The 26930-nt window shown below is 40.5% G+C and carries 26 protein-coding genes; 10 read left to right on the top strand and 16 right to left on the bottom strand.

What is annotated here, in order from left to right:
• Positions 1-94 precede the first annotated feature (94 nt).
• Together R2Q94_RS04950 and R2Q94_RS04945 are read right to left on the bottom strand one after the other, a co-directional pair.
• Complete coding sequence (locus R2Q94_RS04950; RefSeq protein WP_316820336.1) at positions 95-1909, bottom strand: serine hydrolase; 1815 nt, start codon at positions 1907-1909, stop codon at positions 95-97.
• 54 nt (positions 1910-1963) lie between these two features.
• Positions 1964-2725 (bottom strand): helix-turn-helix transcriptional regulator, encoded by a 762-nt coding sequence (locus R2Q94_RS04945; protein WP_316820335.1) that lies wholly within the window; start codon positions 2723-2725, stop codon positions 1964-1966.
• A 106-nt stretch (positions 2726-2831) separates the two neighbouring features.
• On the opposite strand from R2Q94_RS04945, the gene R2Q94_RS04940 reads away from it, so the two are divergent.
• Positions 2832-3560 (top strand): DUF3667 domain-containing protein, encoded by a 729-nt coding sequence (locus R2Q94_RS04940; protein ID WP_316820334.1) that lies wholly within the window; start codon positions 2832-2834, stop codon positions 3558-3560.
• On the opposite strand, the gene R2Q94_RS04935 is transcribed toward R2Q94_RS04940, so the two are convergent.
• The 3 genes from R2Q94_RS04935 to R2Q94_RS04925 are packed head-to-tail and all read right to left on the bottom strand — an operon-like array spanning position 3561 to position 5713.
• Positions 3561-4829 carry an RNA polymerase sigma factor gene (locus R2Q94_RS04935; protein ID WP_316820333.1) on the bottom strand — a complete coding sequence of 423 codons (1269 nt, stop codon included), beginning with the start codon at positions 4827-4829 and terminating at the stop codon, positions 3561-3563.
• Positions 4830-4845: 16 nt separating this feature from the next.
• Positions 4846-5184: a YciI family protein gene (locus R2Q94_RS04930; RefSeq protein WP_316820332.1), complete on the bottom strand. Its 339-nt coding sequence runs from the start codon at positions 5182-5184 to the stop codon at positions 4846-4848.
• 55 nt (positions 5185-5239) lie between these two features.
• Complete coding sequence (locus tag R2Q94_RS04925; protein WP_316820331.1) at positions 5240-5713, bottom strand: carboxymuconolactone decarboxylase family protein; 474 nt, start codon at positions 5711-5713, stop codon at positions 5240-5242.
• Between the two features lie 114 nt (positions 5714-5827).
• On the opposite strand from R2Q94_RS04925, the gene punC reads away from it, so the two are divergent.
• Complete coding sequence (punC, locus tag R2Q94_RS04920; protein ID WP_316820330.1) at positions 5828-7033, top strand: purine nucleoside transporter PunC; 1206 nt, start codon at positions 5828-5830, stop codon at positions 7031-7033.
• A gap of 34 nt (positions 7034-7067) precedes the next feature.
• On the opposite strand, the gene R2Q94_RS04915 is transcribed toward punC, so the two are convergent.
• The gene (locus R2Q94_RS04915) at positions 7068-8792 is read right to left on the bottom strand and encodes a hypothetical protein (protein ID WP_316820329.1); all 1725 of its coding nucleotides are present in this window, start codon (positions 8790-8792) and stop codon (positions 7068-7070) included.
• A 145-nt stretch (positions 8793-8937) separates the two neighbouring features.
• Here R2Q94_RS04915 and R2Q94_RS04910 point away from each other — a divergent pair, with 145 nt between their 5' ends.
• Positions 8938-9414 carry a hypothetical protein gene (locus tag R2Q94_RS04910; RefSeq protein WP_316820328.1) on the top strand — a complete coding sequence of 159 codons (477 nt, stop codon included), beginning with the start codon at positions 8938-8940 and terminating at the stop codon, positions 9412-9414.
• A gap of 63 nt (positions 9415-9477) precedes the next feature.
• Positions 9478-10251, top strand: a complete 774-nt coding sequence (locus tag R2Q94_RS04905; protein WP_316820327.1) for a glucose 1-dehydrogenase — start codon at positions 9478-9480, stop codon at positions 10249-10251.
• Positions 10252-10337: 86 nt separating this feature from the next.
• Here the strand turns inward: R2Q94_RS04905 and R2Q94_RS04900 are convergent, their stop codons facing one another.
• Positions 10338-11174, bottom strand: coding sequence for a DUF1080 domain-containing protein (locus tag R2Q94_RS04900; RefSeq protein WP_316820326.1), 837 nt, complete (start codon positions 11172-11174; stop codon positions 10338-10340).
• A 214-nt stretch (positions 11175-11388) separates the two neighbouring features.
• Here R2Q94_RS04900 and R2Q94_RS04895 point away from each other — a divergent pair, with 214 nt between their 5' ends.
• Positions 11389-11838 (top strand): SRPBCC family protein, encoded by a 450-nt coding sequence (locus R2Q94_RS04895; protein WP_316820325.1) that lies wholly within the window; start codon positions 11389-11391, stop codon positions 11836-11838.
• A 490-nt stretch (positions 11839-12328) separates the two neighbouring features.
• A complete protein-coding gene (locus R2Q94_RS04890; RefSeq protein ID WP_316820324.1) occupies positions 12329-12520 on the top strand; it encodes a cold shock domain-containing protein in 192 nt (63 codons plus the stop codon).
• 155 nt (positions 12521-12675) lie between these two features.
• On the opposite strand, the gene R2Q94_RS04885 is transcribed toward R2Q94_RS04890, so the two are convergent.
• From R2Q94_RS04885 to R2Q94_RS04875, 3 genes are all read right to left on the bottom strand, one after another.
• Positions 12676-14013 (bottom strand): alpha-L-fucosidase, encoded by a 1338-nt coding sequence (locus R2Q94_RS04885; protein WP_316820323.1) that lies wholly within the window; start codon positions 14011-14013, stop codon positions 12676-12678.
• Positions 14014-14106: 93 nt separating this feature from the next.
• Complete coding sequence (locus R2Q94_RS04880) at positions 14107-14796, bottom strand: GNAT family N-acetyltransferase (protein WP_316820322.1); 690 nt, start codon at positions 14794-14796, stop codon at positions 14107-14109.
• Between the two features lie 91 nt (positions 14797-14887).
• Positions 14888-15382, bottom strand: coding sequence for a DinB family protein (locus R2Q94_RS04875; RefSeq protein ID WP_316820321.1), 495 nt, complete (start codon positions 15380-15382; stop codon positions 14888-14890).
• A 162-nt stretch (positions 15383-15544) separates the two neighbouring features.
• Between R2Q94_RS04875 and R2Q94_RS04870 the strand changes: the two genes are divergently transcribed.
• Positions 15545-17128, top strand: coding sequence for a BCCT family transporter (locus R2Q94_RS04870; RefSeq protein ID WP_316820320.1), 1584 nt, complete (start codon positions 15545-15547; stop codon positions 17126-17128).
• A gap of 11 nt (positions 17129-17139) precedes the next feature.
• Positions 17140-18030: a universal stress protein gene (locus R2Q94_RS04865; protein WP_316820319.1), complete on the top strand. Its 891-nt coding sequence runs from the start codon at positions 17140-17142 to the stop codon at positions 18028-18030.
• A 39-nt stretch (positions 18031-18069) separates the two neighbouring features.
• On the opposite strand, the gene R2Q94_RS04860 is transcribed toward R2Q94_RS04865, so the two are convergent.
• From R2Q94_RS04860 to R2Q94_RS04835, 6 genes are all read right to left on the bottom strand, one after another.
• The gene (locus R2Q94_RS04860) at positions 18070-18207 is read right to left on the bottom strand and encodes a 4a-hydroxytetrahydrobiopterin dehydratase (protein ID WP_316820318.1); all 138 of its coding nucleotides are present in this window, start codon (positions 18205-18207) and stop codon (positions 18070-18072) included.
• Between the two features lie 333 nt (positions 18208-18540).
• Positions 18541-19308, bottom strand: a complete 768-nt coding sequence (locus R2Q94_RS04855) for a LytTR family DNA-binding domain-containing protein (protein WP_316820317.1) — start codon at positions 19306-19308, stop codon at positions 18541-18543.
• Complete coding sequence (locus R2Q94_RS04850) at positions 19305-20795, bottom strand: sensor histidine kinase (RefSeq protein ID WP_316820316.1); 1491 nt, start codon at positions 20793-20795, stop codon at positions 19305-19307. Before R2Q94_RS04850 ends, R2Q94_RS04855 begins: the two co-directional genes overlap by 4 nt.
• 207 nt (positions 20796-21002) lie before the next feature.
• A complete protein-coding gene (gene gdhA / locus R2Q94_RS04845) occupies positions 21003-22343 on the bottom strand; it encodes an NADP-specific glutamate dehydrogenase (protein WP_316820315.1) in 1341 nt (446 codons plus the stop codon).
• Positions 22344-22625: 282 nt separating this feature from the next.
• On the bottom strand, positions 22626-23708 hold the full coding sequence (locus tag R2Q94_RS04840; protein WP_316820314.1) for a universal stress protein: 1083 nt from the start codon (positions 23706-23708) through the stop codon (positions 22626-22628).
• Between the two features lie 326 nt (positions 23709-24034).
• Complete coding sequence (locus R2Q94_RS04835) at positions 24035-24544, bottom strand: GNAT family N-acetyltransferase (RefSeq protein WP_316820313.1); 510 nt, start codon at positions 24542-24544, stop codon at positions 24035-24037.
• A 109-nt stretch (positions 24545-24653) separates the two neighbouring features.
• Between R2Q94_RS04835 and R2Q94_RS04830 the strand changes: the two genes are divergently transcribed.
• Complete coding sequence (locus R2Q94_RS04830; RefSeq protein WP_316820312.1) at positions 24654-25394, top strand: thioredoxin domain-containing protein; 741 nt, start codon at positions 24654-24656, stop codon at positions 25392-25394.
• Between the two features lie 139 nt (positions 25395-25533).
• On the top strand, positions 25534-26928 hold the full coding sequence (locus tag R2Q94_RS04825; protein WP_316820311.1) for a DUF3943 domain-containing protein: 1395 nt from the start codon (positions 25534-25536) through the stop codon (positions 26926-26928).
• Positions 26929-26930 lie beyond the last annotated feature (2 nt).

The raw sequence follows: 26930 nt of genomic DNA, 5'->3' as shown, positions 1-26930 counted from the left end.
TTTGTATCCCAGGAACCAATATTATAAATAATTTGACAAAATACACCTTGTTTATTGATGATCACCGAAATTTAACTGAATAACGCCCCTTATTTTATTCAGTTGTTAAAGATTTAACTATTTTGGCAGCATTTTCATTCCCAGGATTTAGTTTTAAAGCTTTTTCATAGTTTTCCTTTGCCAGTTTTTTATCTCCATGAGCAAGATAAGCTTCTCCAAGACTGTCGTAAGCGTTCCCACTGTTTGGATACAGCAAAGTGTTTATTCTGAATACTGCGATCGATTTATCGATTTTTTTAGCATGCAAAAGATTGTAGCCCTGATTATTGATATTAGATTCATTCACGAGATAGTGTTCAGGCGCCTCTGCTTTTATTTTTTTAAATGCTGCCAGGGCCTGATCAAATTGTCCTTCGTTAACCAATTCATAAGCTGTTTTTTCATTACTGGGCATTTTTGGGTTTTCATAACGAACCGTATCATTGAAAATTAAATTCACCAGGTAAGTTTTTTGATCCGCAGGATTCTTAAGAAACTTAATCTTCTGCTCCCATCCGGTTCTCACATAAGTATCTGGTCCAACTTTAAAAAATTCTGCTGGTTCATCCATATTGTTTTGATGGAACAACTTCCCCTTTTCTTCATAAATTTTGGTCAGACCATACTTATCAGTCTGATATCGGCCTATAATTTTCTTCCTGTCGGCTGCAGTCAAAGCTAATTTCTTGTATACCGGATACTCATGACCTGGCCATTTGAATACATTGCCTACCGCGCGGTATACTTCATTAATTAACAAGGGTTGATTTCCATTGGTCATCACCACCATTCCATCTCCATGACTGGTATTCCCTACCATCAAACTCGAAAATCCTTCATTCCATCCGCCATGATTAAAATATTGGGTTTGGTCTCTTTTTTCCAGGAAAATCCCCAATCCTTCGTAACGTTCAATAAATGGACTTACCATTTGCTGAGCCATCGACCGGGAAAGCACCTGCTGACTTTCCCCATTTAAGGTGGACTGCAGATCGATAATGAATTTGGCAAGGTCTGTGGCATTGGTCCAAAGTCCGGCGGGAGCCATTTCCGGATAAGTATGTCTTTTTCCCGGAACTTCTTTACCATTCGGTAAATAACCTGTAGCTGCCAATTTCAATTGTTCGCCAGACAAGGGTTGCTCGTAGGTACTGCTATTCATTCCAAGCGGAACAAGAACCAGTTCTTTCATGAGCTGAGGATAAGACTTCCCTTCTAAATCGATCATCATTTGCTGAAGAATACAATAGCCCCCTCCGGAATATCGCAGTGTACCTCCTGGAACTTTATCCACTCTGATTTCCGGAGAGTTGGCCGGTTTCTCCCCATTGAGCACCTGAATAAGGCTTGGAACAGGCTCGCCAAGGGCATAACCTCTGAAGCCACCAACCGTTAATCCGCCACTATGGCTCAATAGGTGTTTCAGATTTACCTTTTTTGTATTGGTAAACTCATTGTCCGGAAGTTTCCAGGATTTTAGATAAAGGTTCACATCCTCATCCGCATTGATTTTACCCAGATCAACCTCCTTTAATACCGCATAAGCACTCACTGGCTTACTAATAGATGCTGCCTGAAAAAGCGTCTGACTGGTTACTGGAAGTTTACTGGTTTTATCGGTGATTCCGTAGCTTTTCACATAGGCAATCTTCGAATCCTTGATCACCGCTATGGTCAGTCCGGGAACACCATAATGTTTCATTCTTGATTCCATCGTCCATATAGAATCTCCCTCAAAACGAAGCACAGGGATTAAACCTGACTCCACTTTTTCGATCAATGCTTTTGTTTGGCTATCTGACTGAGCAAACAGCAGCTGAGTACTTAAAAAAGCAATCAGTGTCAAAGGGAGTAAAAACGATGATTTCATAAGCTGCTTTTTTTTTATTAGACGCAGGTTAGTGCGAATAGTTGCATTTTAGCATTAAATGATCTTGTTGTTCACTGCATAGGAAAGTGCTTCAACAATATTATTGACATCCAAACGCTCAAAAATTCGTCTTCTATAATATTTGACTGTATCTGGAGCAACGAATATTTTTTCCGCAATCTGGTTAATGGTTAGGCCCTGGGCGTATAAATGTAAAATCTCTATTTCTCTCTTACTGAGTGTAGGTTTCTCAGATTTACGCCAAACTTTGGAAATGAGGTCCAGTTCCCAAAATTCATCGGAGCCTTGCTTGTAAATAAATACATTTCCTAACTGTTGACGATGCGAAATTGAAACAATGCACATCGCTTTCCATATCTTGTCCTGCCCCGTAAGAAACATTGGCGTTAATTTATGGTTGACGAGCACTTGCTTCCCCAGCTGATTTCTCAAATGAAAATCATAAGTAATGCTGTATTTTTTTTTCTCCTCTGCAGGCAACTTCTCAAAAAAACCGAAGCCAGCATCATTTATCAATGTCAAAAGTTTCAAATCCTCTTCAGGGACATTTTTAAAATAAAATTCGTAGCCCATCTCAAGCACTTCCTGAGGGCTATATCCACATAGAAACAGCGGATTTTCTGAAACATACTCAAAAGACATCTTCTCATAATCAATCACATAGACACTTTCATAAGTAAGCCTTGCCAGAGACTCCACCGCAGCCAGATAGTCATAATTTTGTAACCGGTCTTTCGTTGAAATCTCCCTTAATTGATTCCTGGTCAGCAGACCTGTATATACTTTATCTTCCATTGTAAAAACATTTCGGATCTAATTTACACTAAAGTGTAGGATCGGTGAATATTTTTGTGTGGATTTTTGATAAAAAAAATAAACTAACAATAAAACATTCGATCTTATGATCAATTGCAAAAACTGTAATTATACCATCAGCGAAAAATTTTGCGGCAATTGTGGTCAGCCTGCGCAACTTAAAAGAGTAGACTTTCATTACATCCAACATGAAATTGAACATGTATTGCACCTGGACAAGGGGATTTTATATACCACCAAAGAATTGCTACTTACACCTGGCCAAGGTATAAGATCATTTATTAGTGAAAATAGAAGCCGACTGGTAAAACCCATTATTTTTGTCATTGTTACCTCATTGATTTACACCATTATCGCAAACCTCTTTCCTACAGAACTGAAGCCAGTTGATGCTGCGCTAAAAGGAATGAAAATAGGGCCAACCGCAACCCATATTCTACATTGGGTGGAAACCCATTATGGCTATGCCAACATTATTTCCAGTGTAATCATTGCTCTGATGCTGAAACTATTCTATCGCCGCCACAATTATAATTTCTTTGAAATACTTATCGTACTGTGTTTCGTGATGGGTATGGGAATGTTGATTCTAGCCATTTTTAAACTTATAGAAGGAATTGCAAAAGTTGACTTAACGACGATATCTACTATAGTTAGTTTTGTTTATAGTGCCTGGGCAATTGGACAATTTTATAATGAGAAAAAACTGTTCACTTATGTAAAATCATTCACCGCCTTCATCTTAGGGGGGATTATTTTTAATTTCCTCATCGTACTTGCCGGTGGCCTGATTGACCATTTCATCAAACACTAATCAGACCCTAATCTGATCTATTTTTCCCTGAATCAGCTGCCTTTCGGCGGCTGTTTTCGCTAATAGAGCTGCCCTTTCAAAATTGGCGATGGATTTATGGCGATCAATATCCTTGTATAACTCTGCCAATAGCATAAAATAGAAATGGTGGTTTTCCAGCTTTAACTTTTCTGCCTCTACCAGTGCTATTTCGGCTCCATTCGCTTTATACAGGGCAAATGTCCTATTGAGTGCAGCAGCTGGAGAGTAATTCAGAATTAACAACTGGTTATAGAGTTGTAAAATCTCTTCCCATTTTTTCGGGGTATCTTCCTTTACACAATGACAATAAGCGATTTTAGCTTCCAGGTGATAAGTACTCAGCTCCTGTCCTGCGGCAGAAAGATTTAGAAAGTGTATCCCCGTATTGAACAACTCCTGATCCCAAAGGGATTCATCCTGTTCTTCGTACAAAATGATTTCGCCTTCCTTGTTTTGTCGGGCATTAAAACGTGAGGAATGGAAGCACATCAATGCAATCAGGGCATTGGTTTTAGGAAAATTGGTCTTTTCATAGGCGGTCAGCATCATCGCCAGTCGCAATGCTTCAATGCAAAGCTCCTTTCGCAGAATTTGATTCTGCGTTTTGGAATAATAACCTTCACTAAAAAGCAGGTAAATGATATGAAGGACATTGTCGAGCCTTTTCACAATTTCATTTTCCCCAGGCAATATCAGCTCTACCTTTTCTGCGCGCAATTTTTCTTTAGCCCTGAATAACCTTTTATTGATGGTTTCTTTATTCGAGAGGAAAGCCTCCGCAATTTCATCAATGCCAAAACCGCAGAGGATTCTTAAGGCCAGGCCTATTTGTGCCTCGCTCGCAATTGCAGGTGTACATATTGCAAACAACATTTGCAGCTGACTATCCTTTATATTCTCATCTGAAAAGCTGAATTCTTCTATATTCTCTTTCGCTCCTTCCTCCAGATGAAGTTCAGGAAGGACCTTATCTTCAAAAATTTTGTTTCTTCTAAAATGGGAAAGCGCCTTTTGCTTCGCTACGGCATACAGCCATGCTGCAGGATTTGGAGGAATTCCTTTTGTTTCCCAGCTTTCCGTAGCCAAAAGAAAAGTTTCACTGACAATATCCTCGGCGGTTTCAATGTGCTCTAAACCAAAGCGCTTACTAATCACCGCCACCATCTTAGAAAACTCCTGTTGAAATAACTGCTTTAAAAAATCCTGCTCCATATACTGATCTATCAAAAGCGCAGCTGTATTCAACACAGCCGCGCTTTATTTCTTAAGCAAAAACGGGTCTGATTTCTACACTACCCTCTGCATCCAGTGCCGGACAACCATGAGCCAGCGTAGTCGCTTCTTCAAGGTGATCTGCGGATACGACAATAAAACCACCTAACCTTTCTCTGATCTCGACAAAAGGACCATCGGTGACTACCCCACCCGGTTTTAGCACTTTACCTGCGACTTCCAGTCGGGCGCCATGGCTTTTTAATTTTCCCTGTGCGGCGATCCCACCGATCCAGTCCTGCCATTTTTTATTTAAGGTATCTATTTCCTCTGCAGAAGTATTGCCCTGGTCATAGCTGGCCTGACGAAATACAAACATGAAGTCTTTCATCTGATTTAATTTTATAATTCCTGAATATATGAATTTGATGCTACTACCAGCTTGATTATTTTGCCTGTACCTTATGCTGACCCACCATATAAGTACCCGCTTTGGTCCGGAAAGCAATATTAATGCGGTTGTAACTGTTGATCGTTGTGATCGCCAGCGTCAAATCAATCAGTTCTTCCTCTGTAAATTCTGCACCTACCGCTGCATAGACTTCATCATTTACATTACCATCTCTAATTTTAGTTACGGCCTCAGCCCATGCTAAGGCTGCACGTTCTCTGTCTGTAAACATCGGCGCTTCCCTCCAGGCATCCAATAGAAAAAGACGTTGTGCAGTTTCTCCAATGGCCAGCAGGTCTTTGGAATGCATATCCAGACAATAGGCACAGCCATTGATTTGTGATACGCGGAAATAGATGAGGTGTAAAAGTTCTTGTTCGATGGATGATTTACTTAGGTATGCTCCAATTCCATACATAGCTTTCATTGCGTTCTGGCCTTTTATAAAGGCATTGATTCTTTGTTCCATTTTATGATTTTTTTTGATTTATATCAGCATAATGCATGAGCTTAGAGAAATTGGACAACAGCCATGAAATTTATTTTAGATGCCCCCTAAAATTTGTCCTATCTTTGCATAATCATGAAAAATGAGCTTACTGTAAATCATAAAAAAAATAGTTTCCTGTTCTTTCTTTACTTAGTTGGACTTAGTATCATAGGTTTTCTTGCTACCGACATGTATCTACCTGCATTCGACAAGATGCGTTTAGATTTAGGTACCTCAAAAAGCAATATCAGTGCGACATTGAGTTTATTCCTGGCGGGATATGGAATTGCACAGCTATTATGGGGTCCGATCTCCGATAAATTTGGCAAACCCAAAACCGTACTCATGGGACTGAGCATCTTTACCATTTCCTCCTTAGGAATTTATTTCACACACAATGTGTACCTCTTGCTGTTCCTGAGGTTGGTACAGGCCATTGGCGTTTGTGCCGCTGCAGTGAGCTGGCAGGCCCTGGTGATTGAAAGGTATCCAAAAGACCAAACCAATAAAATATTCGCTTCAATTATGCCTTTAGTCGCATTATCACCTGCATTAGCGCCACTAATGGGTGCCTTTCTGCTTAACTACTTCGGCTGGAGGTCCATCTTTATTGCATTGGCATTGATTGCCATACTTCTTATTGTATATACCTTAACCATAAAAGATGAAAAAAATGCTGTTCAACAAGATGATCAGATAAAGGATTCCAGCTTAGACAACTCCTATCTGTCTCTTTTAAAATCTAATAAATTCCTGGGAAATGTACTGATTTATGCCATGTGTTCAGCAGGCTTTTTTGCCTGGCTTACCGGTTCTCCATTCTTTTTAAAAGAACTTGGCTATAATGAAAGTCAGATTGGACTGAGCTTTTTCCCACAAACCGTCGCCTTTCTAATCGGTGGTTATGGGTATAGAGCGCTGACCAGCAAAATAGAAGGCAAAAAATTACTACCCTATTTATTGGTCATTTACTCCTTGAGCATGGTAGCCTTATACCTCATAACCATTACCATCACACCAACATTGACCATTTTATTGATCCCATTTTGTTTAATGGCTTTGGCCAATGGCGCTTGTTATCCAATTGTAGTCTCCGAGGCATTAAAATCTGCAGCACATAATGTTGGAAAAGCAGCTGCAATGCAAAACACCATACAGTTGGGCTTATGTTTTATGGCCAGTGGATTGGTTTCCCTGTTTTCAAAAGATGCTTTATTGAGTACCACAATTGTGATGTGTGGCACGATTCCATTAGTTTACATCGGTTACAAACTCAGTTTAAAGGGAAAAACAGCTTAATCATTATAGTCCAGCCAGGCTCTGATAATTCGCCTTATTTTTTATGATAATGATAATCAATCACCTGGTCGGCTACTTGTAACTGATGGTTTTTTATCCTGGTCTCCTGTCCGACTGGAATGGCCAGCAGTATTGCAGATTGCAAGGCCGGAATTGTAAATTGAATTGCATCGCTTACATTCCTGGCGATAAACTCCTGCGTAATCAGATTATAAATATCTGATTTGACACCAGGCTTAAAACTCAGTCTCTCCGCTTTGGGATAAGGATTATAAAACAACCAGGAAGGGAAACGCTTAGCGCCGTAAAAATCTGTTGCATTCAGGTCTAGCTGTAAAACCCCTTCTACTTCTGTTTTCTTTACAATGCTGCCAAAGATTCCCACATGTCCACTGCCATAAACGCTAAACTGGGAGACTTCAGGATTCTTACCCGGCACCCATTTAGGTCCATCACCTTGTGCAACTGGCGCTTTTAATTCCAGATAACGATCATCAAAAGTGGAGGCCTTAGCCATTCCTTCATAGGCAATCACTCCTTTTGTGACCGCTGCATGTTCAGGTAAGGTCTGATGTTGAGCTGGCATATATTGCGGATAAAAAAACCTGGAAGCATTTACAGCATTCAGCATCCATTTTCCGATAGCATTTGCATAGGCGGGTTGGTACTTTACCAGTGGGATTAAAGGCCAGGCGGCATCAAAAGTGTTCATTAAAAAGCTGTAGCCACCATGGTCTACAGTACTGCCCACAGTTCCTGAAATGTCTATCCCGTTCCAGTTGCCTGCCAGAAATCCCCATCCTTCCCTACATACCGCAGTACCTGAAAAGGTCCAGTCCAGCATTTTTGCAACATCGAAATCGGTACCCACTTCTGCATTCATTCGCGCAGCCAGATAAGCACCAAAAGGCATGAGCAATTCATAAGTAGGATTGATCTTCTCCTCATTCAAAGCCTTCATCGCTTTAATCGCAGCTTGCAAGTAACGAGGATCCCCAAACTTTTTATAAGCCGCATACAACACATAGGCATGTCCGGCTGCAGCATCTGGCTGAACACATATGGTATTCGTTTTAGGCAACATCCCGCCATAATCAAAATAAGAATAGTGGTAATTGCCATTCAGAATCGAGTCTGCTTTAAAAAACTTCTCCGCAATTTTCCGGGCTATAACATCAAAATCAGCTTGTGCCGGATATTTTTCATAGATGGCATAAAAAAGCACATTAGGATAGACATCGTACCACCAGTCGCGCCCATAACCACCGCCAAGTAATGCCACCTCCGGAGCTGTATTGTTCATCATGATATCCCAACCGGTATCCTTGTTGAAGTAGTTTTTCAGCATTTCTACATAGTTTACACCTTTCTGGTTGCTTTTATCAATACCAACCAGGGAGGCACCTAAAACTGCACCCATATTCGCCAAAGCCTCATGAAACATCCCTTTGTTATTCGCTGGCCCTTGTCGGACGTCCCCAATTGCCGTATACATTCCCATTACAGGCTGATCGAAGTTTTTACGCGTACTGTCCATCCATACCAATGGCCAATACTGCCCTGTAGCCTTAAAATCATAAACTGTGCTGTCGAAACGCAAGGCCATTTCTTTCCAGTCAATAATTTTTAGTGGCTGAGGAAGGTTCGCCATCTCGTTTACCCGCGCAACCTCAACCTGTTTGATCTGCGCATGGCTCTTGCTGAAGATCAGCAGGCTACTGATGAACAAAAGACAACTGAACTTTAAAATGGAATTCATAAAACTATGCTTTAGAAAGCGATTTACTTTAATTCATAAGATACATAAATTCAATAGTTTAAAAGAGTGACTACAGGAAAAACAAAAAAAGAAAAATGGTGTTTAATAAAGCATCTCATCACCATAATGCTTAAAATAATACCGTATGAAAACAATTTACAGCTTTGGAATTTCACTAATTACCCTTGCCTTATTCAGTTGTAACGCTCAACAATCAGGTAATAACACTCAAAAACAAGATAGCACTGCGACTGTTGCAACAGATACCACACACGCAGCTCCTATGGTTGGTGGAGACCAGGATGAACATGGCTGCAAGTCATCCGCGGGTTACAGCTGGTCGGTGATCAGACAGGAATGTGTACGTCCTTTTGAATTGGAAACAAAATTCAAAGACCTCAACAACAGCACACTTGCAGGATATGCATTGTTTTCCAAAGACAACAAACAGGTGGAGATTTTTGCCGCTGAATTTAAACCAACAATTGTCCTGAGTTCAACAGGTACAGAGATTTACGGCTCGACAGATCAAAAATACAAAATGGAAAAAGATGCGCAAAAACATTGGGTAATCAGCAAAACAGAAGATGGAAAAACAGCCCCTATACTACAACAAGAGTAATAGAATAAATATTAACGAAGCCATTTTTCCAAACATTTACTCCCTTAAAATAAATCTATACCTATGCATATAAACGAACTTTTTGACCTGAAAGGAAAAGTAGCCATCGTAACTGGTGGTGGTAATGGAATTGGTAAAGCTTGCTGTGAAACCCTTGCAGCAGCTGGAGCTGCGATTGCCATTGGCGATTTAAAGCTTAAAGATGCTGAGACCGTAGCTGCAGAAATCATCCAAAATGGCGGTAAAGCCATTGCAGTAGCCTGTAATGTACTCAATGATGAAGATCTGGTCAATCTGGTGGAGCGAGCTGAAAAAGAACTGGGTGGAGTACATATCCTGGTTAACAATGCCGGAGGTGGTGGTGGCGGTCGGGAAAACCCCTTTAACACTACGGTGGACGACTTTGCCCGGGTTTTCAAGCTCAATGTATTTAGCGCCTGGAGACTTTCACAACTGTGTGTTCCTTTAATGAAGAAAGATGGTTATGGTAGTATTATAAACATTACTTCCATGAGCAGTATCAATAAAAGCCCCAACATGAGTGCCTATGGCGCTTCTAAAGCAGCCCTAAACCATATGGGTAGTAATCTGGCCATGGATTTCGGCCCTGAAGTCCGCATCAATGCCGTTGGACCCGGAGCCACAAAAACTGCAGCTTTGGCTACAGTACTCACACCGGAAATAGAAGAAAGAATGTTATCCCATACCCCGATTAAGCGACTTGGCAAGCCCTCAGACATCTCAGGAGCGGTTTTGTATTTCGCTGCCCCGATTTCAGAATGGGTAAGCGGACAAGTCCTGTTTGTAAACGGTGGCGGGGTTCAAACCTTGGATTAAATTCGCAGTCTCATAAACTCAATTTAAAAAAAAGAGGGATCATTTATATAAATGATCCCTCTTTTTATGCTGTATTTAATCCCTTGCTATTGTTCATTGAGCACCTTTTCCAGCACTTTATCTAGCTTTGTTTTGTCTTTAGCATAACGCTCAAGATTAAACAGCTTTACCTCTTTAAATTCTATAGGATGACTCTCACTCTGCAGAGAGATATAACCTCCTGTTAAAGCTTTACCGTCTTGTTTGATTTTAGGATCATAGTTGGATACGTTCCCTCCTCCAATCTGAGGTTTAGAGTATTCCAGAACGACTTCCTTGTTGATGATGTGTTTCACCACAGAATCTCCCAAAACCAGGAATTCGGCAGTTACCCATTGGTCGCCCGCATAGGTTTTAGATTTAGAATCTAAACAATGTGGGGTAAACAATTTCCCATCATAGATCACCTGCGTACCTGGAGTACATAAATTACTGGTTGGTCTAATATGCTCTCCATCACCACCTAAGATCTGAGCCTCTATAGAAATAGGGAAATCCTGATTCTTTAACATGGTTTCCGGCGCCTGGCAATGCAACATCGCACCACTGTTACGGATCGCCCAACCCTCTCCACCTTTGGCCTGATCGCCAACAAAGCGATAAGTTACCTTTAACAAGTAATAAGAAAATGGTTTCTTATAAAAGATATGTCCATATTGCTGGTCAAAGTTTTCATAACCATCATAATTTACCTTGATCAGGCCACCCTCTACACGGAAAGTATTCGCATAATTGTCATTATAGTCATGTTTGGAAATTTTAATATTCCAGTCGTTCAGGTCTTTTCCGTTAAAAAGATTGGTCCAGCCTTTTTGTGCGTAGGCCTGATTTACAAATAGAAAGGTCAGCGCTACAAATAGCAGCAAGTTGATTTTTGGTTTCATGTGTTTAACAATGTGTGTGTTTATACTTTGGTTCGTTTTAAAAATAGGGATTTAAATCAGATCAGGCAATATTAAACCTGCTTTAACACTAAAGAAATAACCATGACTAAAAAAATCCGGATATATGCCACATCAATATATTTACCAGGTCTCAAAACATTCTGGACTTAAAATAAGTTATACCGAAAAATAGCTCATCTCAAATCATAAAAAAATGGAAATCATGAATGATCAACTCTCTGCACATGCCATAGTAACCCGTCATTTTTCTGTAACTGCTGAAGATGTTTTTGATGCCTGGCTGAATACCTCCATGATTGGAAGGTTTATGTTTGGTCCCGAAGTCCGGGACGAAAAGGTTGTCAGCCTTACAGCAGATCCAAAAATTGGAGGTGCATTCTCATTTATTGTCAACAGAAATGAAGAAGAAATTGATCATACCGGAGAATACCTGGAGATCAGTCGACCGCTTCGTCTTTCTTTTACATGGGCAGTGCGACAGGATGCTGCCGATCATTCAGAAATCGTGATTGATATCATACCTAGTCCCACAGGCGCAGAACTAACACTCACCCAAAAAATGCCCGCCAATTGGGAACATTTTATAAAAAGTGCCGAAGAATCCTGGACAAAGATGCTGGATGAGTTGAATAAGATTCTTTAATACCGTAAACCTTTCCGGTGTATAGACAAAAGCCTCCTATCTTTTCAGCTATAGTTATGAAATAGTTTGAAAAGACAGGAGGCTTTTATTTGAAGCTAAACTTAATCCCATAAAGTGGCAAAAGGTGTAGGCTCATAAATCGGGTAATCTTCAACTGTCGGGTATTCAAGAAATATAGACATAGGATAAATATTTTAAATGAAATTAATATGTTGGAGGGTTAACTTCGATTTTAAAGCTGATCTTTTCACAGCTTCCCCTGCTAAAAGGTACAATTAAAGAACGAATAATTGAAGAAATAGTTTTTAAAAAAGTTCAAAAAACCGCTTCTTTCCATCTTAAAACCATAAAAATGCGATTATTGAATAATTTATTAAAAAAAACTTAGAATTGTTTTAAACAATCCTTATTTTACACTTGTTATTGTTTTTCGATGAGCAACCTCTTTGGGGGCAATAACAACTTATCTTTAATAACTAAATAAAATACAATGCCAGAAGGAACAGTAAAATTTTTTAATGAGTCAAAAGGATTTGGCTTTATCGTACCAGACAACGGAGATGCTGAAATCTTTGTACACGTAACAGGATTAGCAGGTCCAGTAAGAGAAAACGACAAAGTTACTTATGAAGTTGAGAACGGCAAAAAAGGCCTGAATGCAACTAACGTGAAAACCGTCTAAATTATTGATGATTTGTCAAAGCATCTCCAAAAGAGATGCTTTTTTTATGCCCTATTTATTCCTGATCCTCTGAAACAGGTACATTGAATGTACTTTCAGATCAGAAAATTGGCGACAAGCCTAAGGGTGATGAAGGTACTTGCCGCCATTTAGATTTACCTGGAATTGCGGTTCTCCGCCTGAATTTTTAACACCCAGGCATATTGACCAGGAAGTGTTGCCGGTAATTTCACTACCACAGTGCCGTTTGTATTGCTCCAGGCTAAAGGTTCCTTTACACCTAACATATAGATCTTAGAACCTACTTTAGGTTGTATAGTGCTTAATTTAAGCTCATTATTATCTTGTTGATTGAAAATCGCATAGGTGGTTTTACCATCTTTACTTTGTGTAAAGCGGATATGATCTCCTTCTTTGTAATTTGTTAAGCTGTTGGTTCCATAAATAGCCTGTTTGTTCAGTTTCAGCCATTTTCCCATTTCTGCCAGACGCTCAACGCTTGGTGCAGGAATTTCACCTTCAGCGGTAGGCCCAACATTGAGCAGGTAATTCCCTCCTTTTGCAGCCACATCTACCAGGTTATTGATCAGCGTTTCGCCTGATTTCCAGTTCTGATCATTCTTCACAAAACCCCAGTTGTTGTTAATGGTCATACAGCTCTCCCAATAATCCTGAGAATTTGTTTTTAGGATTTCCTGTTCCGGAGTACCGAAATCTCCGGCGGCATTTTCATATTTATTCATACCTTCCATTCCTCCACGTGCCTTGCTGATCCTGTTGTTGATCACCAATGAGGGTTTCAAAGCACGCAAATAATTGTACAGGTCTTTCCCCTGATCTTCTGTCCATTCAGAAATCCATTCTCCATCAAACCATAAAATGTCTGGGTTGTACTTTTTAATCAATTCGGCCAGCTGAGGCTTTAAATAGGTTTCTCTATACTTCGCGAAATCAGGTTTTTCCGCAGGCTTTAGTTTCGGATTCGCATTTGGATGATGCCAATCCATGATGGAATGGTACAGACCAAACTTAATGCCTGCTGCCTTACAGGCATCCGCCAACTCTTTAATAATGTCTCTTTTAAAAGGCGTGGCATCCATGATGTCATAGTTTGTCACCTGACTATCCCACATGCTAAAACCATCGTGGTGTTTAGAAGTAAACACAATGTACTTTGCACCAGCATCTTTGGCTATGCTCAGCCACTTTTTGGCGTCAAATTTTACGGGATTAAACTGTGCCGCATATTTCTCATATTCCGGAGTTGGAATCTTATGGGTTTCCATGATCCACTCCGCGCCGCCGTCCTTTCCATTATAGGTACCTGCCGGAACGGCATACAATCCCCAGTGAATAAACATCCCGAAGGTATCATCATGCCACCACTGCATACGCTGGGTTTTGGCAGATTTTGGTTCTTCTAAGTAATTTTTTTGGGCAAAAACCGGACTGGACAATAACAATCCGGCAATCAGCAGGTGGCTCTTTTTCATACTTGTGTGATTTGGTTATCACAAAGAAAGCAATAAAGCAGGTTCAGTATTCTGCGATAATGCCAAATCATTAAATGATTTTAGCTTTCTGTATTACAGCACCTTATGAACCATGAAATTCCAGAAGCTGATTTTTCTCCTGATCACAAAACCCAGCTTTTCATAAAGCCGGATCGCCCCGGTATTAGACTCTGCAACATGTAAATAAGGTATTTTATTTGCCAGAAAAATCTGATTTGCGGTATGGGCCACCAATTGCTTTGCATAGCCTTTACCGGTATGGTCTGGATGAGTCACTACGGCACTTACCTCGGTAAATGCATTCATTTTCATGCGCTCACCAGTTACCGCGACCAGTTCATTACCTTTATAAATCCCATAGTAATTCCCCAAATCAGGAGTATTATTCCTGAAATATCCAGGCTGTACCAGATTCACCAATTGCAGTAAATCGGCTTTATGTTCGGCTTTCAGGCTGGTGATTTCCTCCTTAAATTCTATTTGAATGGGGCTCCTCAGTAGCATTTGACAACAGACCAACTCTTTGTTAAAGCGCAATAAATTACTGTAATTTGGTTTGTCGCCAACAACAAAAAAATTATCGGCCAATATCGAATATTCATCCAGGGCATCTTCGCTGGAATCCAGTTTCGTAAAACCGCCAAACGGACAATAGTCCGGGTGATAGCATTTCACATCTCCAAAGTCGACTGAGTATGGATGGTGGCTTTCTATTAGTGAAAACCAAACCGGGTTGTTTAGTTTATTTTCTTCTGAATTCATAGGCATAAAGCAGCGGCTGTTTTCATTTTCACAACCGCTGAGCAATAAATATAAGATTCAGCTGAATTAAAGTAAAATTCCCGGGATATGATTAATCATACTTCAATCCTGGATAGCCCAACAGCCTTCTCCATAGTGCCAACTGGCCAATAATACTAGCCTCCCGATAGATCGTAAATGTAATCATCTCATAATAAGTCATCTTCATGAAACCCATATCGATTTCACTGTCTAACTTTTCGTCATCAATACTCAATAATGCTTCACGGGCAATTGGACTGATCATATCCCAGTCTTTCAAATATTCGTCTTTTGTAGGGTATTTTGCGCCTTCCTGAATTCCTTTATGATCTTTAAACAACTCATAGCCTGTCTGCAGAAGCCCGGGTTTGGTTTCTGATGTCATCCAAAAACGTTGTCCAACCAAAGAACCGGCCAGCCAGGCCATATGGTTCGCTTCTGTATTTAAACGGTTGTACATATCTTCTTCAGAAACCCCTACAATGGCTTTAGCAAAAAAGTTGGTCTGCAGATCAAACAAGGCCAATAAACCCTGTGTTCTACTACTAACAGTGATCGTTCCCATAATTAATAATTTTAAGATTTAATGCTTACACTAATTTACGGTTAATATCGCTAGGTATCTTCAAAAAAAAGGGGACTAAAGCGTCAATAATAAGGGGCAATTGCGCCAAAATCAGAAACTTTATGGCAATAAAAGTGTTAAGCATTGATAAGACCAGGTCCAATGCTTAAAAACAACGTTTCGAATTCTAAATTCGTCATCAATAAACCCGTTTTTTACACTTCTATATTACTGATTGTATGCAGTTTGCTTTTATGCCTGCTCTACCAGGAAACCTTAGATGCCTGGTTCAACAGCACAAAACTGCTCATCACTGCAAATCTGGGTTGGTTCCTCATTCTGACAGTCAATTTCATTCTTGGTTTCTGCCTGTATCTGGCCTTTGGGAAGTACGGCAAGATTCGTCTTGGGGGCGAAGATGCGGAACCTGAATTCAGTAATACATCCTGGTTTGCGATGTTGTTCAGTGCGGGAATGGGAATAGGGATTATGTTTTTCAGCATTGCTGAACCTGTTTCTCATTTCAGTCAGCCGCCAAGACCCGCAGGTTCAGATGCAGAACTGGCCATTCAGGCGATGGAGTTTACCGCTTTACACTGGGGCTTACATGCCTGGGCAATTTATGCTGTTGTTGGGCTCGCACTCGCCTTTTTCTCTTTCAACAAAAAGCTCCCACTCACTTTTCGTTCGCTATTTTACCCCTTTTTAGGGGAACGTATCCATGGTTGGTGGGGACATTCCATTGACATCCTTTCTGTAATTGCCACGCTATTTGGCCTTTCTACTTCTCTGGGATTAGGGGTTCAGCAAATGAATGCCGGCTTGAACTTCCTGTTTGGATGGGGAATGTCGACCACCCTTCAATCCTTTATCATCATCATTGTAACTTCTATAGCCACCATATCCGTAGTTTCAGGTTTAGATAAAGGCGTTAAACTCCTTAGTCAGGGGAACATGATTATGGCCTTCGTATTGATGTTGCTGATATTTGCATTTGGCCCTACCATCTACCTGTTAAAAAGCTTCATCCAAAATACGGGTTCTTACCTGGCGGATTTCATAGAAATCAGCACCTGGAACGACAGCTACCGGCAATCAGGTTGGCAAAACTCCTGGACCGTTTTCTATTGGGCATGGTGGATTGCATGGTCGCCTTTTGTAGGTAGTTTTATTGCAAGAATCTCCAGGGGGAGAACCATCAAAGAATTTATCCTTGGTGTGCTGATTGTACCCGCTGCCATCACTTTATTGTGGATGACTGTCTTTGGCGGCACCGCCCTTCATTTTATTCTGGAGGGAGACCATAGCTTGATCAATGCGGTAAAATCAGACATTTCTACTGCTTTGTTTGTCTTCCTTCAAAAGATCCCATTTACCCCTATATTATCTGGGCTGGCAGTATTGCTGGTGGCCTTTTTCTTCATCACCTCCTCAGATTCAGGTTCTTTAGTAATCGACAACATTACTTCAGGTAATGCGAGCTATACCCCTCCTTTACAAAGAGTTTTCTGGGCTTTCCTGCAAGCCATCGTGGCCATTGTACTCCTTTGGGGCGGCGGACTGGAAGCTTTACAAACCGCGGTTATTATTGCCGGGCTCCCCTTTGCAGTGATCATCTTACTGATGTGCTACAGCCTTAAAAAAGGACTTCAGGAAGAACTGAATAAGCACAAAAAGAAACTCCGCTCTAAGCAGGAGAAGAGCTATCGGGAAACCATTTCAGACCTGATGGCGGAACAAAAATAATTACCTTAACCATGAATAACAATATGGCATCCACCCCTAAAATAAATGTAATTGCAGGTCTTGATCTCTCTGAAATAGATGAGGCACTGATTCAATATGTAAAACTCCTGTCCGCATTACTCCCGCTAAACAAGCTGGTCTTCTTTCACAACATCAAGCAATCAGAGCTCCCTGAAGCCTTTAAAAATCCAGATCAGCTAAATACCATTGCCAACACCATAAAAAAGAAATTGAGGGCAACTATACCCGCCTTATTGGGAGATCAGCTGGACTATGAAATAGAGGTCAGCGCCGAAGACTACACAGAACTCTCCTTTACCCAGGTCGCCAGGAGAAAACAAAGCAATCTGGCCTTACTGGGCAACAAACAACACCTGGAAGGCAATGGAGGTCTGGCTCATAAACTGATCCGGATGCTGCCTTTTGAAACGCTCCTCGTTCCTGAAACCTATAATCCGGAACCCAAAAAGATCATTGAAGCCATAGATTTTTCTAAATACACTCCCAAAGTGATGAAATGGGGGAACTACATCAAAAAACACAGCCGGCTACCAGCGCTTTCTTTTCAACCCATCAACATCTCCAAACTCTCCTGGAAGTTCTTTCCCGGCCTCTCCAACGCAGAAATACGGAAGAATACGCAGGAAGATCTCAAAATAAAATCCGAAAAATGGGCGAAGCTTTATCCCAATGCCAGCCCTTTAAAGGTGATTCCTGCCGAGGATAAAAACATTGCATCTGCATTGATGTATCATGTAAAACAGGAGCAGGCAGATTTGTTGATCATGGGTGTTCAGGGAGTCACCTCACTGACTACTCTTTTCATGGGCAGCGTAGCCAATGAAGTGCTTTATCTGGAAAGCAATGCCTGCTTGTTGTTTGTAAAACACCACATTGAGTAAAACATAAAATAAACCATTATCATGGCAGAATGATAAGTTTTAAACTGCTCCCAGCAATAATAGTTCATTGATTTCCCTGGCCAGAGCCCTGTCTTTTTCAGTCACAATATCCCCGGCATCATGGGTACTCAACCAGATCTCCACCTTGTTCCATTCATTCTGAACTACATTTTTCATAATCCTATCCTTGGAACAACTACGAAATTGCAGTTATTTTCTTTAAAAACACCTGAGGTTGAACAAGTGTTTCAGTGGGTAAAAAAAACAATTCCCCATCTAAAAAAGGGTAACACTCTGACTACATATTTTAGCAAAGCTACAAAGGGAATTTGCCTGCTTCAAAGCCTATTCACATAAAGATTCCCAGAGAGTCCCCTTGCCATATCACAATAAATATCTCATTTTCTTACAACGAAATTGTCATTAAAATTCAATAAGTTATGGTAGTTTATTAAAACTTAAACTTTATATAAAAAAGCACATACCAGGGGATCAAAAAATTAGGAATTACTACTTTTTTGACGCATCAAAAACCAATTTCTCCAGTGCGAACCGGTACATCGGACCTACAGGAACCGGTCTGTCATCTAACCAAACATTGCGCTTATCCAACCTGGTAATTTTGGCAGAAGAGACGAGAAAGGAACGGTGCACCCGAACGAAGAGCGGAGCAGAAAGCAGCACCTCCAGTTCCACCATAGTCAGCCTTGAGCGGAGCTCTTCCTTCGTCAGAACAAACCGGACATAATTGCCAGTACTTTCTGCATACAGCAAATCTGCCAGCTCAATTTTAATCAGCTCATAACCGCTCTTGAGGAAAATGGATGAAGCTGATTTCTCCTGAAAATTCTGACCTGTCAGCAAAGCCTTCTGACGAAGCTGGTATTGCTCAAAAGCTTTGTTGCATGCTTTCAAAAACCTTGGAAAGGAAAATGGCTTTAGCAGGTAGTCTATCGCTTCCAATTCAAAACTCAGCAGCGCATGTTCTGCATAGGCAGTTGTAAAAATCACCATCGGTGGATGAGACAATGATTTCAGAAAATCGATCCCGGATATACCCGGCATCTTAATGTCCAGAAAGATCAGGTCTACCTGCTCCTGCTGTAGGTAGGCAAGCGCATCTTTCGTCCGTGTGAAACAGGCTGAAAGCCGAATACAGGGCACTTCAGCAGCAAGACTTTTGATCACTTCCAACGCAATGGGCTCATCATCAAGAGCAATCACCTTCAAAAAGGAGGAACGACCATCCTTCTCGTATAGGGCTTTTGTACTCGTCATAGGATCTGAATGGTTAATTCCGCAATAAATTCATTTTCAACCACACCATAATTCAGCTGGTGCCTTCCATCATAAAAAAGCTTTAGGCGCTCTCTAAGGCTATTTAAACCTAATTCCGGCGATTGTCTTTCCAGATCAAACCCAACCACCTTAGAAAGGCTATTTCGCACCTTAAAACAAATCTCATCTGCTGTACAGGACAACTCAATGTTAACCCAAAATTTTCCTTCTGCCCCGAACCCGTGTTTAAAAGCATTTTCGACAAAAGGGATCAACAGCATAGGAACAATCAAATGATCGCAATGGGTGAAATCCAGATTCGCTTTCACCTGAAGCTGATCTTCCGGCCGTAATCTCAGTTTCTGCAATTCAATGAAGTTTTGCAGGTAAGTAATTTCATTTTTCATTGGAATAAAGTCCTGATGGTTGTCTTCCAACATGAAGCGCATCATGTCTCCCAAAAGTTGAATTCCATTAGCCGTTCTTTTGGAGCCGTCCAACAATGCTGTACCATAAAGCGTATTGAGGGCATTGAACAAGAAATGAGGATTGATCTGCATCCGTAGAAATTGCAAATCACTTTTTGAACGGGTCAATTCCGACAATGCATTTCTAAGTTCCTGCAACTGATCATTCCCTTGCCGATAAATCAACCAGCTCACCGGAACAGTAAACAGCAGTTGAACACCCCAGTTTTCCAGCCATAACATCAGGAAGGAATCAGTATGACTCAAAAGTGCGAGCACAGGAAAAGAGCAGATCAAAGTAAAGAGTATGGTCCTCATCAGGAAAGGAAAGCTCCATTCTTCATTTTTTAGATAACTGGGAAACAACCAACAAGTACTACCCACATAAACCAATACCATAGCTGTAGCCACCATAAAGTAAGCGGAATAGAATGCGTCATTTTCAATCAGGTTGAAACTCCATAGCAATGTAGGAAAGAGTAAATAGATGACTAAAAATCCTGAAATCTGATTTGAAATTAAAGTAAAGTATCTTTTTTTTGACCCGGAATCTTCGATTTTGCAAATCAGAAAAGTTCTGAAAGCAGCATAGCTACCATACACTGCCAGAAGCATTAAGCCCCTGTCCCACCCCATCCAGATAGATTTTAAGGGTCTGTCGTTATAACCCAACCAGGAAAATAGCCCATAGCCAGCATAATTATAATTTGCCGGGTTTGCGAAGTATGTCGCCAGATTTACCCCTAAAGCCAACAGAAAACTCAAAGTCAAAAACTGGAGGAACAACAACAGACCTTCCAGATAGCCCTTCTCTTTTGTCCTCATGAAGCGGGGGATACTTACCAGATTGACCCAAAAATACACGCTTAAAAAAAGCAGAATTACACCAAGCCGGGGGAACAAGCCATGACTTACATTGGCGGCCATGGTCAAATCCGTGGAAATAATTGTCTTCAGGATTTGCATGGCCGCCAGCAAGACAACCAAGAGGATTTCATGTTGCAAAAGTTTATTTTTCATAGTTCAGGGGCTATTAAAAGTTCAATATCTGACACAAGCTTACAAACAAACACCAATTGTTCACAAATTATGGGATCGATACTGTATATCTGGTACAAAAAGCCAAAATAAGATATAAAACCCCATAAAAAAAGCCGAATAGCCACTTGAAATACAAGTCACTATTCGGCTAATTTAAACTTATAGTCGAATTATTAATATGCTGTTCTAAACTACTCCTTGTGCAATCATCGCATCTGCGACTTTCACAAATCCGGCAATATTTGCTCCTTTTCCATAATTGATATAGCCATCTTTTTCCTGACCATACTTCATGCATGTACAATGAATTTGTGAAATGATCACTTTAAGTTTACCATCAATTTCTTCACGATCCCAGGAGTAGCGCTGAGAGTTCTGAGACATTTCTAAACCGGAAACGGCCACCCCACCTGCATTGGCAGCTTTACCTGGTGCATATAAAATCTTAGCGCGTTCGAAAACATGAATCGCTTTTGGCGTAGTTGGCATATTGGCCCCTTCCGCTACACAAATACAACCATTACTCACCAATAATTCGGCATCGCTTTCGTCGAGTTCATTTTGAGTGGCATTTGGAAAGGCAATGTCACACTTGATGCCCCAGGGCTTCTCATTCGGAAAAAACTGACAACCGTAAGCATCCGCATATTCTTTGATTCTTCCTCTTCGAACATTTTTCAATTCCATAATGAATTTCAGTTTCTCCGCATCAATTCCCGCAGGATCATACACGAAACCTTCCGAATCAGACACGGTCAATACCTTTGCCCCTACCTGAATACATTTTTCAACGGTAAATTGCGCCACATTTCCAGATCCTGAAACCACTACAGTCTTTCCTTTTAAAGAATCTCCTTTTACTTTCAGCATCTCTTCTACGAAATAGACTACGCCATAACCAGTTGCTTCCTGGCGGATTAAACTTCCACCCCATTCAAAGCCTTTACCCGTTAACACTCCGGTAAATTCTCCTTTGATACGCTTGTATTGTCCAAATAAATAACCGATTTCTCTGGCGCCAACACCAATATCACCAGCTGGAACATCAATGTCTGCTCCTACATGGCGGTAGAGTTCTGTCATAAAACTCTGGCAGAACTTCATCACTTCCGCATCAGATTTTCCTTTTGGGTCGAAATCTGATCCACCTTTTCCTCCGCCCATAGGAAGGCCGGTCAAGCTATTTTTGAACACCTGCTCAAAAGCAAGAAACTTAAGAACACTAAGGCTTACTGAAGGATGGAAACGCAAACCACCTTTATAAGGCCCAATTGCACTGTTCATCTGCACTCTGAATCCACGATTTACTTCTACTTCTCCTTTGTCATTTAACCAGGGTACTCTAAAGATGATCACACGTTCAGGCTCGACAATCCGTTCCAAAACCTTATTTACTTTGTATTTCTGGTTCTCTTCTGTAAAAGGGATGATGGATTCAGCAACTTCGTATACTGCTTGTAAAAATTCTGCTTCATGAGTATTTCGGGATGTTACCTTACTCATGAATTCATTGATTGTTTGGCTCATTTATGTGTATTAGGTTAAAAATTGGCAAAAAAAAAGGTCAATGCATTAAAAACGCAAACCTTAGGTCTTGGAGTCCATCTACTTTCTCAGGAAAACTGAAGTATTTGAATTATCTGGCAATAAAATTTGCTGTAATTTGGTTCATTTAGCTCCGAAAACAAAAATAATCTATTTTTCGAAAAATAAAACTAAATACTTAAATAAATACAAAGTTTATTCAGTAAAACTGCCAAAAATTCTAACTTTCACAACATATCAACTAAAAAATTGAATTTATTTGAATCACAATCCAGTTCTAAATAGCATTAATGGCAGATGAGTATGATAAGCAAGCCTATTAGACACACTTTGATGAAACAGACCTTCAATAAAACCATATATTCTCGGAATGGTAATCACCAATTGAGCTGCTTCGCGATCGGCAAATTTAATAATCCCATCAACTACCTCTTCATGATCAATATAATGATACCCTGGTTTCTGCTCGTCCCATAGCTCATGTAATGCCGACAATTGTCTGAGCTCATCAATTTCAAAATCCCCCCTTCTGGGATCAATATTTAAGATCAGCAGTTTGGCATTCAATGCATTCACAAATGTCCTGATGGCATGAACCGGAGTATAGGCCAACACCTCTTTCAGGTCGCAGGCAAAAACTACCCGTTCTATTTTCTGGAATTTTGCACCTGAGGGGACTACTAATAAGGGGGCCAGACTGCTTTTTGCCAGATCCATGGCATTACTTCCAATGATTGCACGCTGCAATGCATTTCTTCCCTTCATCCCAACGACTACCATTCCCGCTCGTAATTGTTGCACCAAAATATTAACCGCCGGCACCAATGTCCTATCGTCATGCCGGGTTTCAATTTTAGTTTCCGCCAAGACCTCCTGCTCCAGCTCCAGCTTAAGTGCCTTAAGTTTTTTTAAACTTCCTGCTTCGGACTCTGAAAATCCTGGGCCAACCGGAGCAGAGCCCGTGGTAGAGGGCATTAGAATAGACTCATAAGAGTGATACAGGATGATTTTGGTACTTTTCAGTTGCTGACTCAAACCAGCAGCATACCTGGCCGCATTATCTCCAGATTCAGAAAAATCTGTAGGCACCAGAATATGTCTGGCACTGTAGAATTTATACAATTCTTCATCAATAGCCCTTTCCAACTCCTGGAAATCGAGATCAGAAAGACTCCTTTGTCCGCGGTCAACAATCGTCCAATCGCCCTTTACAGACCGATCAAGCACAATTGGATCACGTTCATTGGTCACCATTTCTACCTTAAATCTGCGGTAATGTTCTGCCGTAGTGATGATAGCGCTTAAATCCAGGCTCCCTGCCTGAAACTTAACAAAAAATGTTTCCATATCATACCCTCCCTTATGCCATTTAGCCCAGTTATATATGGTCGCCACCTTTTAAACTGGTAAAGTTCCCAATAAGGTAATATCAGCATAGAGCTTATTACAAATGCCTTATCAGAATTTTTAAAATGGTTTAAGTAATGATTTCTTCATCATACCATTGGTATTTTTTGGTGGAAAAGCAGGTATCGCATCATGGATAGAAAAGAAAATGGCTACCTGTAAAACACGCAGCCATTCCCAATAGTTTTAAAAAAACAGGTAATTATTTCGTTTGATGGATCGCTTTTGCCAGGCCTATTGCCTTCTGTATATCTGACCTTTATATTTTAAACAAAATCAATGCGTTTCTCGTAACAATAAAATCTCAATCCAGGTCGGAAAGCCAAATCGATCTCCCCAGCATATTGATAGCCTAACTTAGGAAATAAGCCTTGAGTGGCTTCATTCTTTGAATTGGTATCTATCCGTAACACTGGAATTTTCCGCTCCATGGCAACTTTTTCCGCCTGTTGGAGCAAAGCAACAGCAATTCCCTTCCCCTGATGATCCGGACTTACTGCCAAACGATGGGTTACAATCGCAGTTTCATTAAGATCCCAGCCTACTTGTGCATATTCTGCATCCTGATCTGTAGTGATTGCCGCAATCCCGGCGATATCCCCATCCAACTCCGCAAGCCAAAGCTGATTCAAACTAATGTCCTTTTCAAAAACCGCTGGATTAGGATAAGTATCATCCCATTGCCAGTTTCCAGTGGCATTCATTAAAGGCACTACCGCTTTAACCAGTTCCATAACTGGCGCTACATCTTCTAAAACTGCTTGTCTAATTAACATATCTGGTAAAATTACTAAAAAACCCATAATGATGAAGCCCTGACAATCCCACTCTTAAAGAAGCCAATTTATTTCCTAATTTTGAATATCCACATTTTAGATACATCAAATGACAGGTTATCCTCATAAAAATCACCGCATAATCCTTACCCTCCTTATCGCATTTTTAATATTTGGTTTCAGTGCTGCTGTACATGCACAAAGTAACGGCAAGACAATTCTTCCTTTGGAATTCCAAAACCATCTAAAAACCAATAAAGAAGCGTTAATTCTTGATGTAAGAACTCCGGAAGAATTTAAGGGCGGTCATCTGGATCAGGCAAAAAACCTGAATATATATGATGCCACTTTCAAAGAGCAAATTTCAAAACTAGACAAAACACAACCTGTTTATGTGTATTGTAAAGCTGGCGGAAGAAGTGCAAATGCAATGAAACAAATGCAGGAACTTGGTTTTGCGAATGTATACGAGCTAAAAGGAGGTATTATGGCCTGGGAGCAAAATGGCTTACCATTAAATAATGTAGAAAAACCTAAGACCGACCAGTTTTCTCAGGCAGATTTTGATCAAATGTTGAAAGCAAATAAAAATGTGCTGGTAGATTTCTATGCAGAATGGTGCTTGCCATGTAAAGAAATGGAACCGATATTATCTAAATTAAAAGATCAATACCGGGGCAAAATAGCAATTGAAAGAGTCAATGTTGATGAGGCAAAATCTTTAAGCAAAGCGATTAGGATAGAAGGCCTTCCTGTACTGGCCATCTATCAAAATGGAATTGAAATCAAGCGTGTTACAGGATTTCAATCTGAAAAGGACCTGTTAAAACTTCTTCAACAACTCAAATAAGTATTGCTGGCAAAAAGTATTTTATTAGCCAGTGATAAAAAAAAATAAGTCGGATAAGAAACATTAATCATGTTTCGGTGTTACCCATTTAATACATCTTTAGCTGGCTAAAGGTGTTTTACTTGAAGGTAAACCATATATGAGTATAATTTCCGGCCTAAGAACAACACTCCTGCTCTTTTTATTAAGTGTTACAATTCCTATTTATGCGCAGGATATTGCGCCACATTATGAAAGAGACAGTTTAGCCAGTCCGATTGAAGAATATCCAGTTGCAAAAAAAAGGTTTGGCCGTGCTGCTGCGTCCCTGGTACTTGCAGAGCTGATTCCCTGGTCTTTCAGTAAATTTATTACCAAAAGAGATTTTTCTAACGTCACCTTAAACAGCATCAAACACAACCTAAAGCCCAAAAACTGGGAATGGGACAATGATGCTTTCCCTACCAATCAAATCGACCACCCTTACCATGGAAGTGTGTTTTTTAATTCCTTCCGATCCAATGGTTATGGCTTTTGGGAATCTGCACCAGCAGCATTAGTAGGCAGTTACCTATGGGAAACCGCAGGTGAAAATCAAGCATTTTCCAAAAATGACATCATCAATACCACTTTTGGCGGAATTACCATTGGAGAAACCGTACACCGGCTGACCAGAAAAATACTCCAGACCAAAAGAAGGGGATTCAGAAGGTATGTCAATGAAACTATTGGGATGGTGATCAATCCTACAAATGGATTCAGGAGAATTACAGATGGTGAGTGGGGAAAGGTACCGGGCCGATTTGAAAAATTAGACTCCACCCTACTCCTCCTGGAAGCAGAAGCTGGAATCCGGAAGGTCAATTTGAAAGATGATCAGGCAAACTTTGGTGTATATGGCCGATTAAAGCTCATTTACGGAAACCCATTTGAAAATTACAAGACTCCTTTTGCTAGCTTCGTCATGAACGTAGAGGTTGGACAAGACGACACTGCCTTTGTCAATTCCGTGAATATTGTGGCTCCGGTAAACGGCTGGCTTTTGAGCAGCAACAGTCGGAACAGACACCTGATGTCGATCAATTCAAATTATGATTACATGAATAACCAGAACTTCTCTTATGGCGGACAAAGTATTTATTTGAACCTCTTTTCGGAATTTGGATTAAATACCCAAACCCGCATCAAAACCTCCGTGGGGATGGGTCCTGTATTAATTGGTGCTTTCAGAGAAAGGGCAATTTTCAATGGAAGATCATATGATTTTGGTGGTGGTGCAGGTTTAAGCGCTAATGCAGAACTCAACATGAAGGATAAGTTTATGCTAGAATTCCATTACAACACCCGACTCCTCCACACCTATAATGGATACACCACCAGTTATTTTTCACAGAGCTTTGCAGCGGAAATCGAATATGCATTGAGTAAAGAAATCTCTTTTTCGACTGCCCCTGGAGTATTTCTGATCAAGGAAAACTATAAAGATGGCCCGGATGTAAGCAGAGGCATTCCAAGTTTAAAAATTGGGTTTAAATACAGGATTGCCTATTTTTAACA

Origin of the sequence: Pedobacter gandavensis, from assembly GCF_032678465.1 — a bacterium.
GTDB classification, from domain to species: domain Bacteria; phylum Bacteroidota; class Bacteroidia; order Sphingobacteriales; family Sphingobacteriaceae; genus Pedobacter; species Pedobacter gandavensis_B.
The sequence above is the reverse complement of the archived record's forward strand: the minus strand, read 5'-3'. Positions and strand labels throughout refer to the sequence as shown.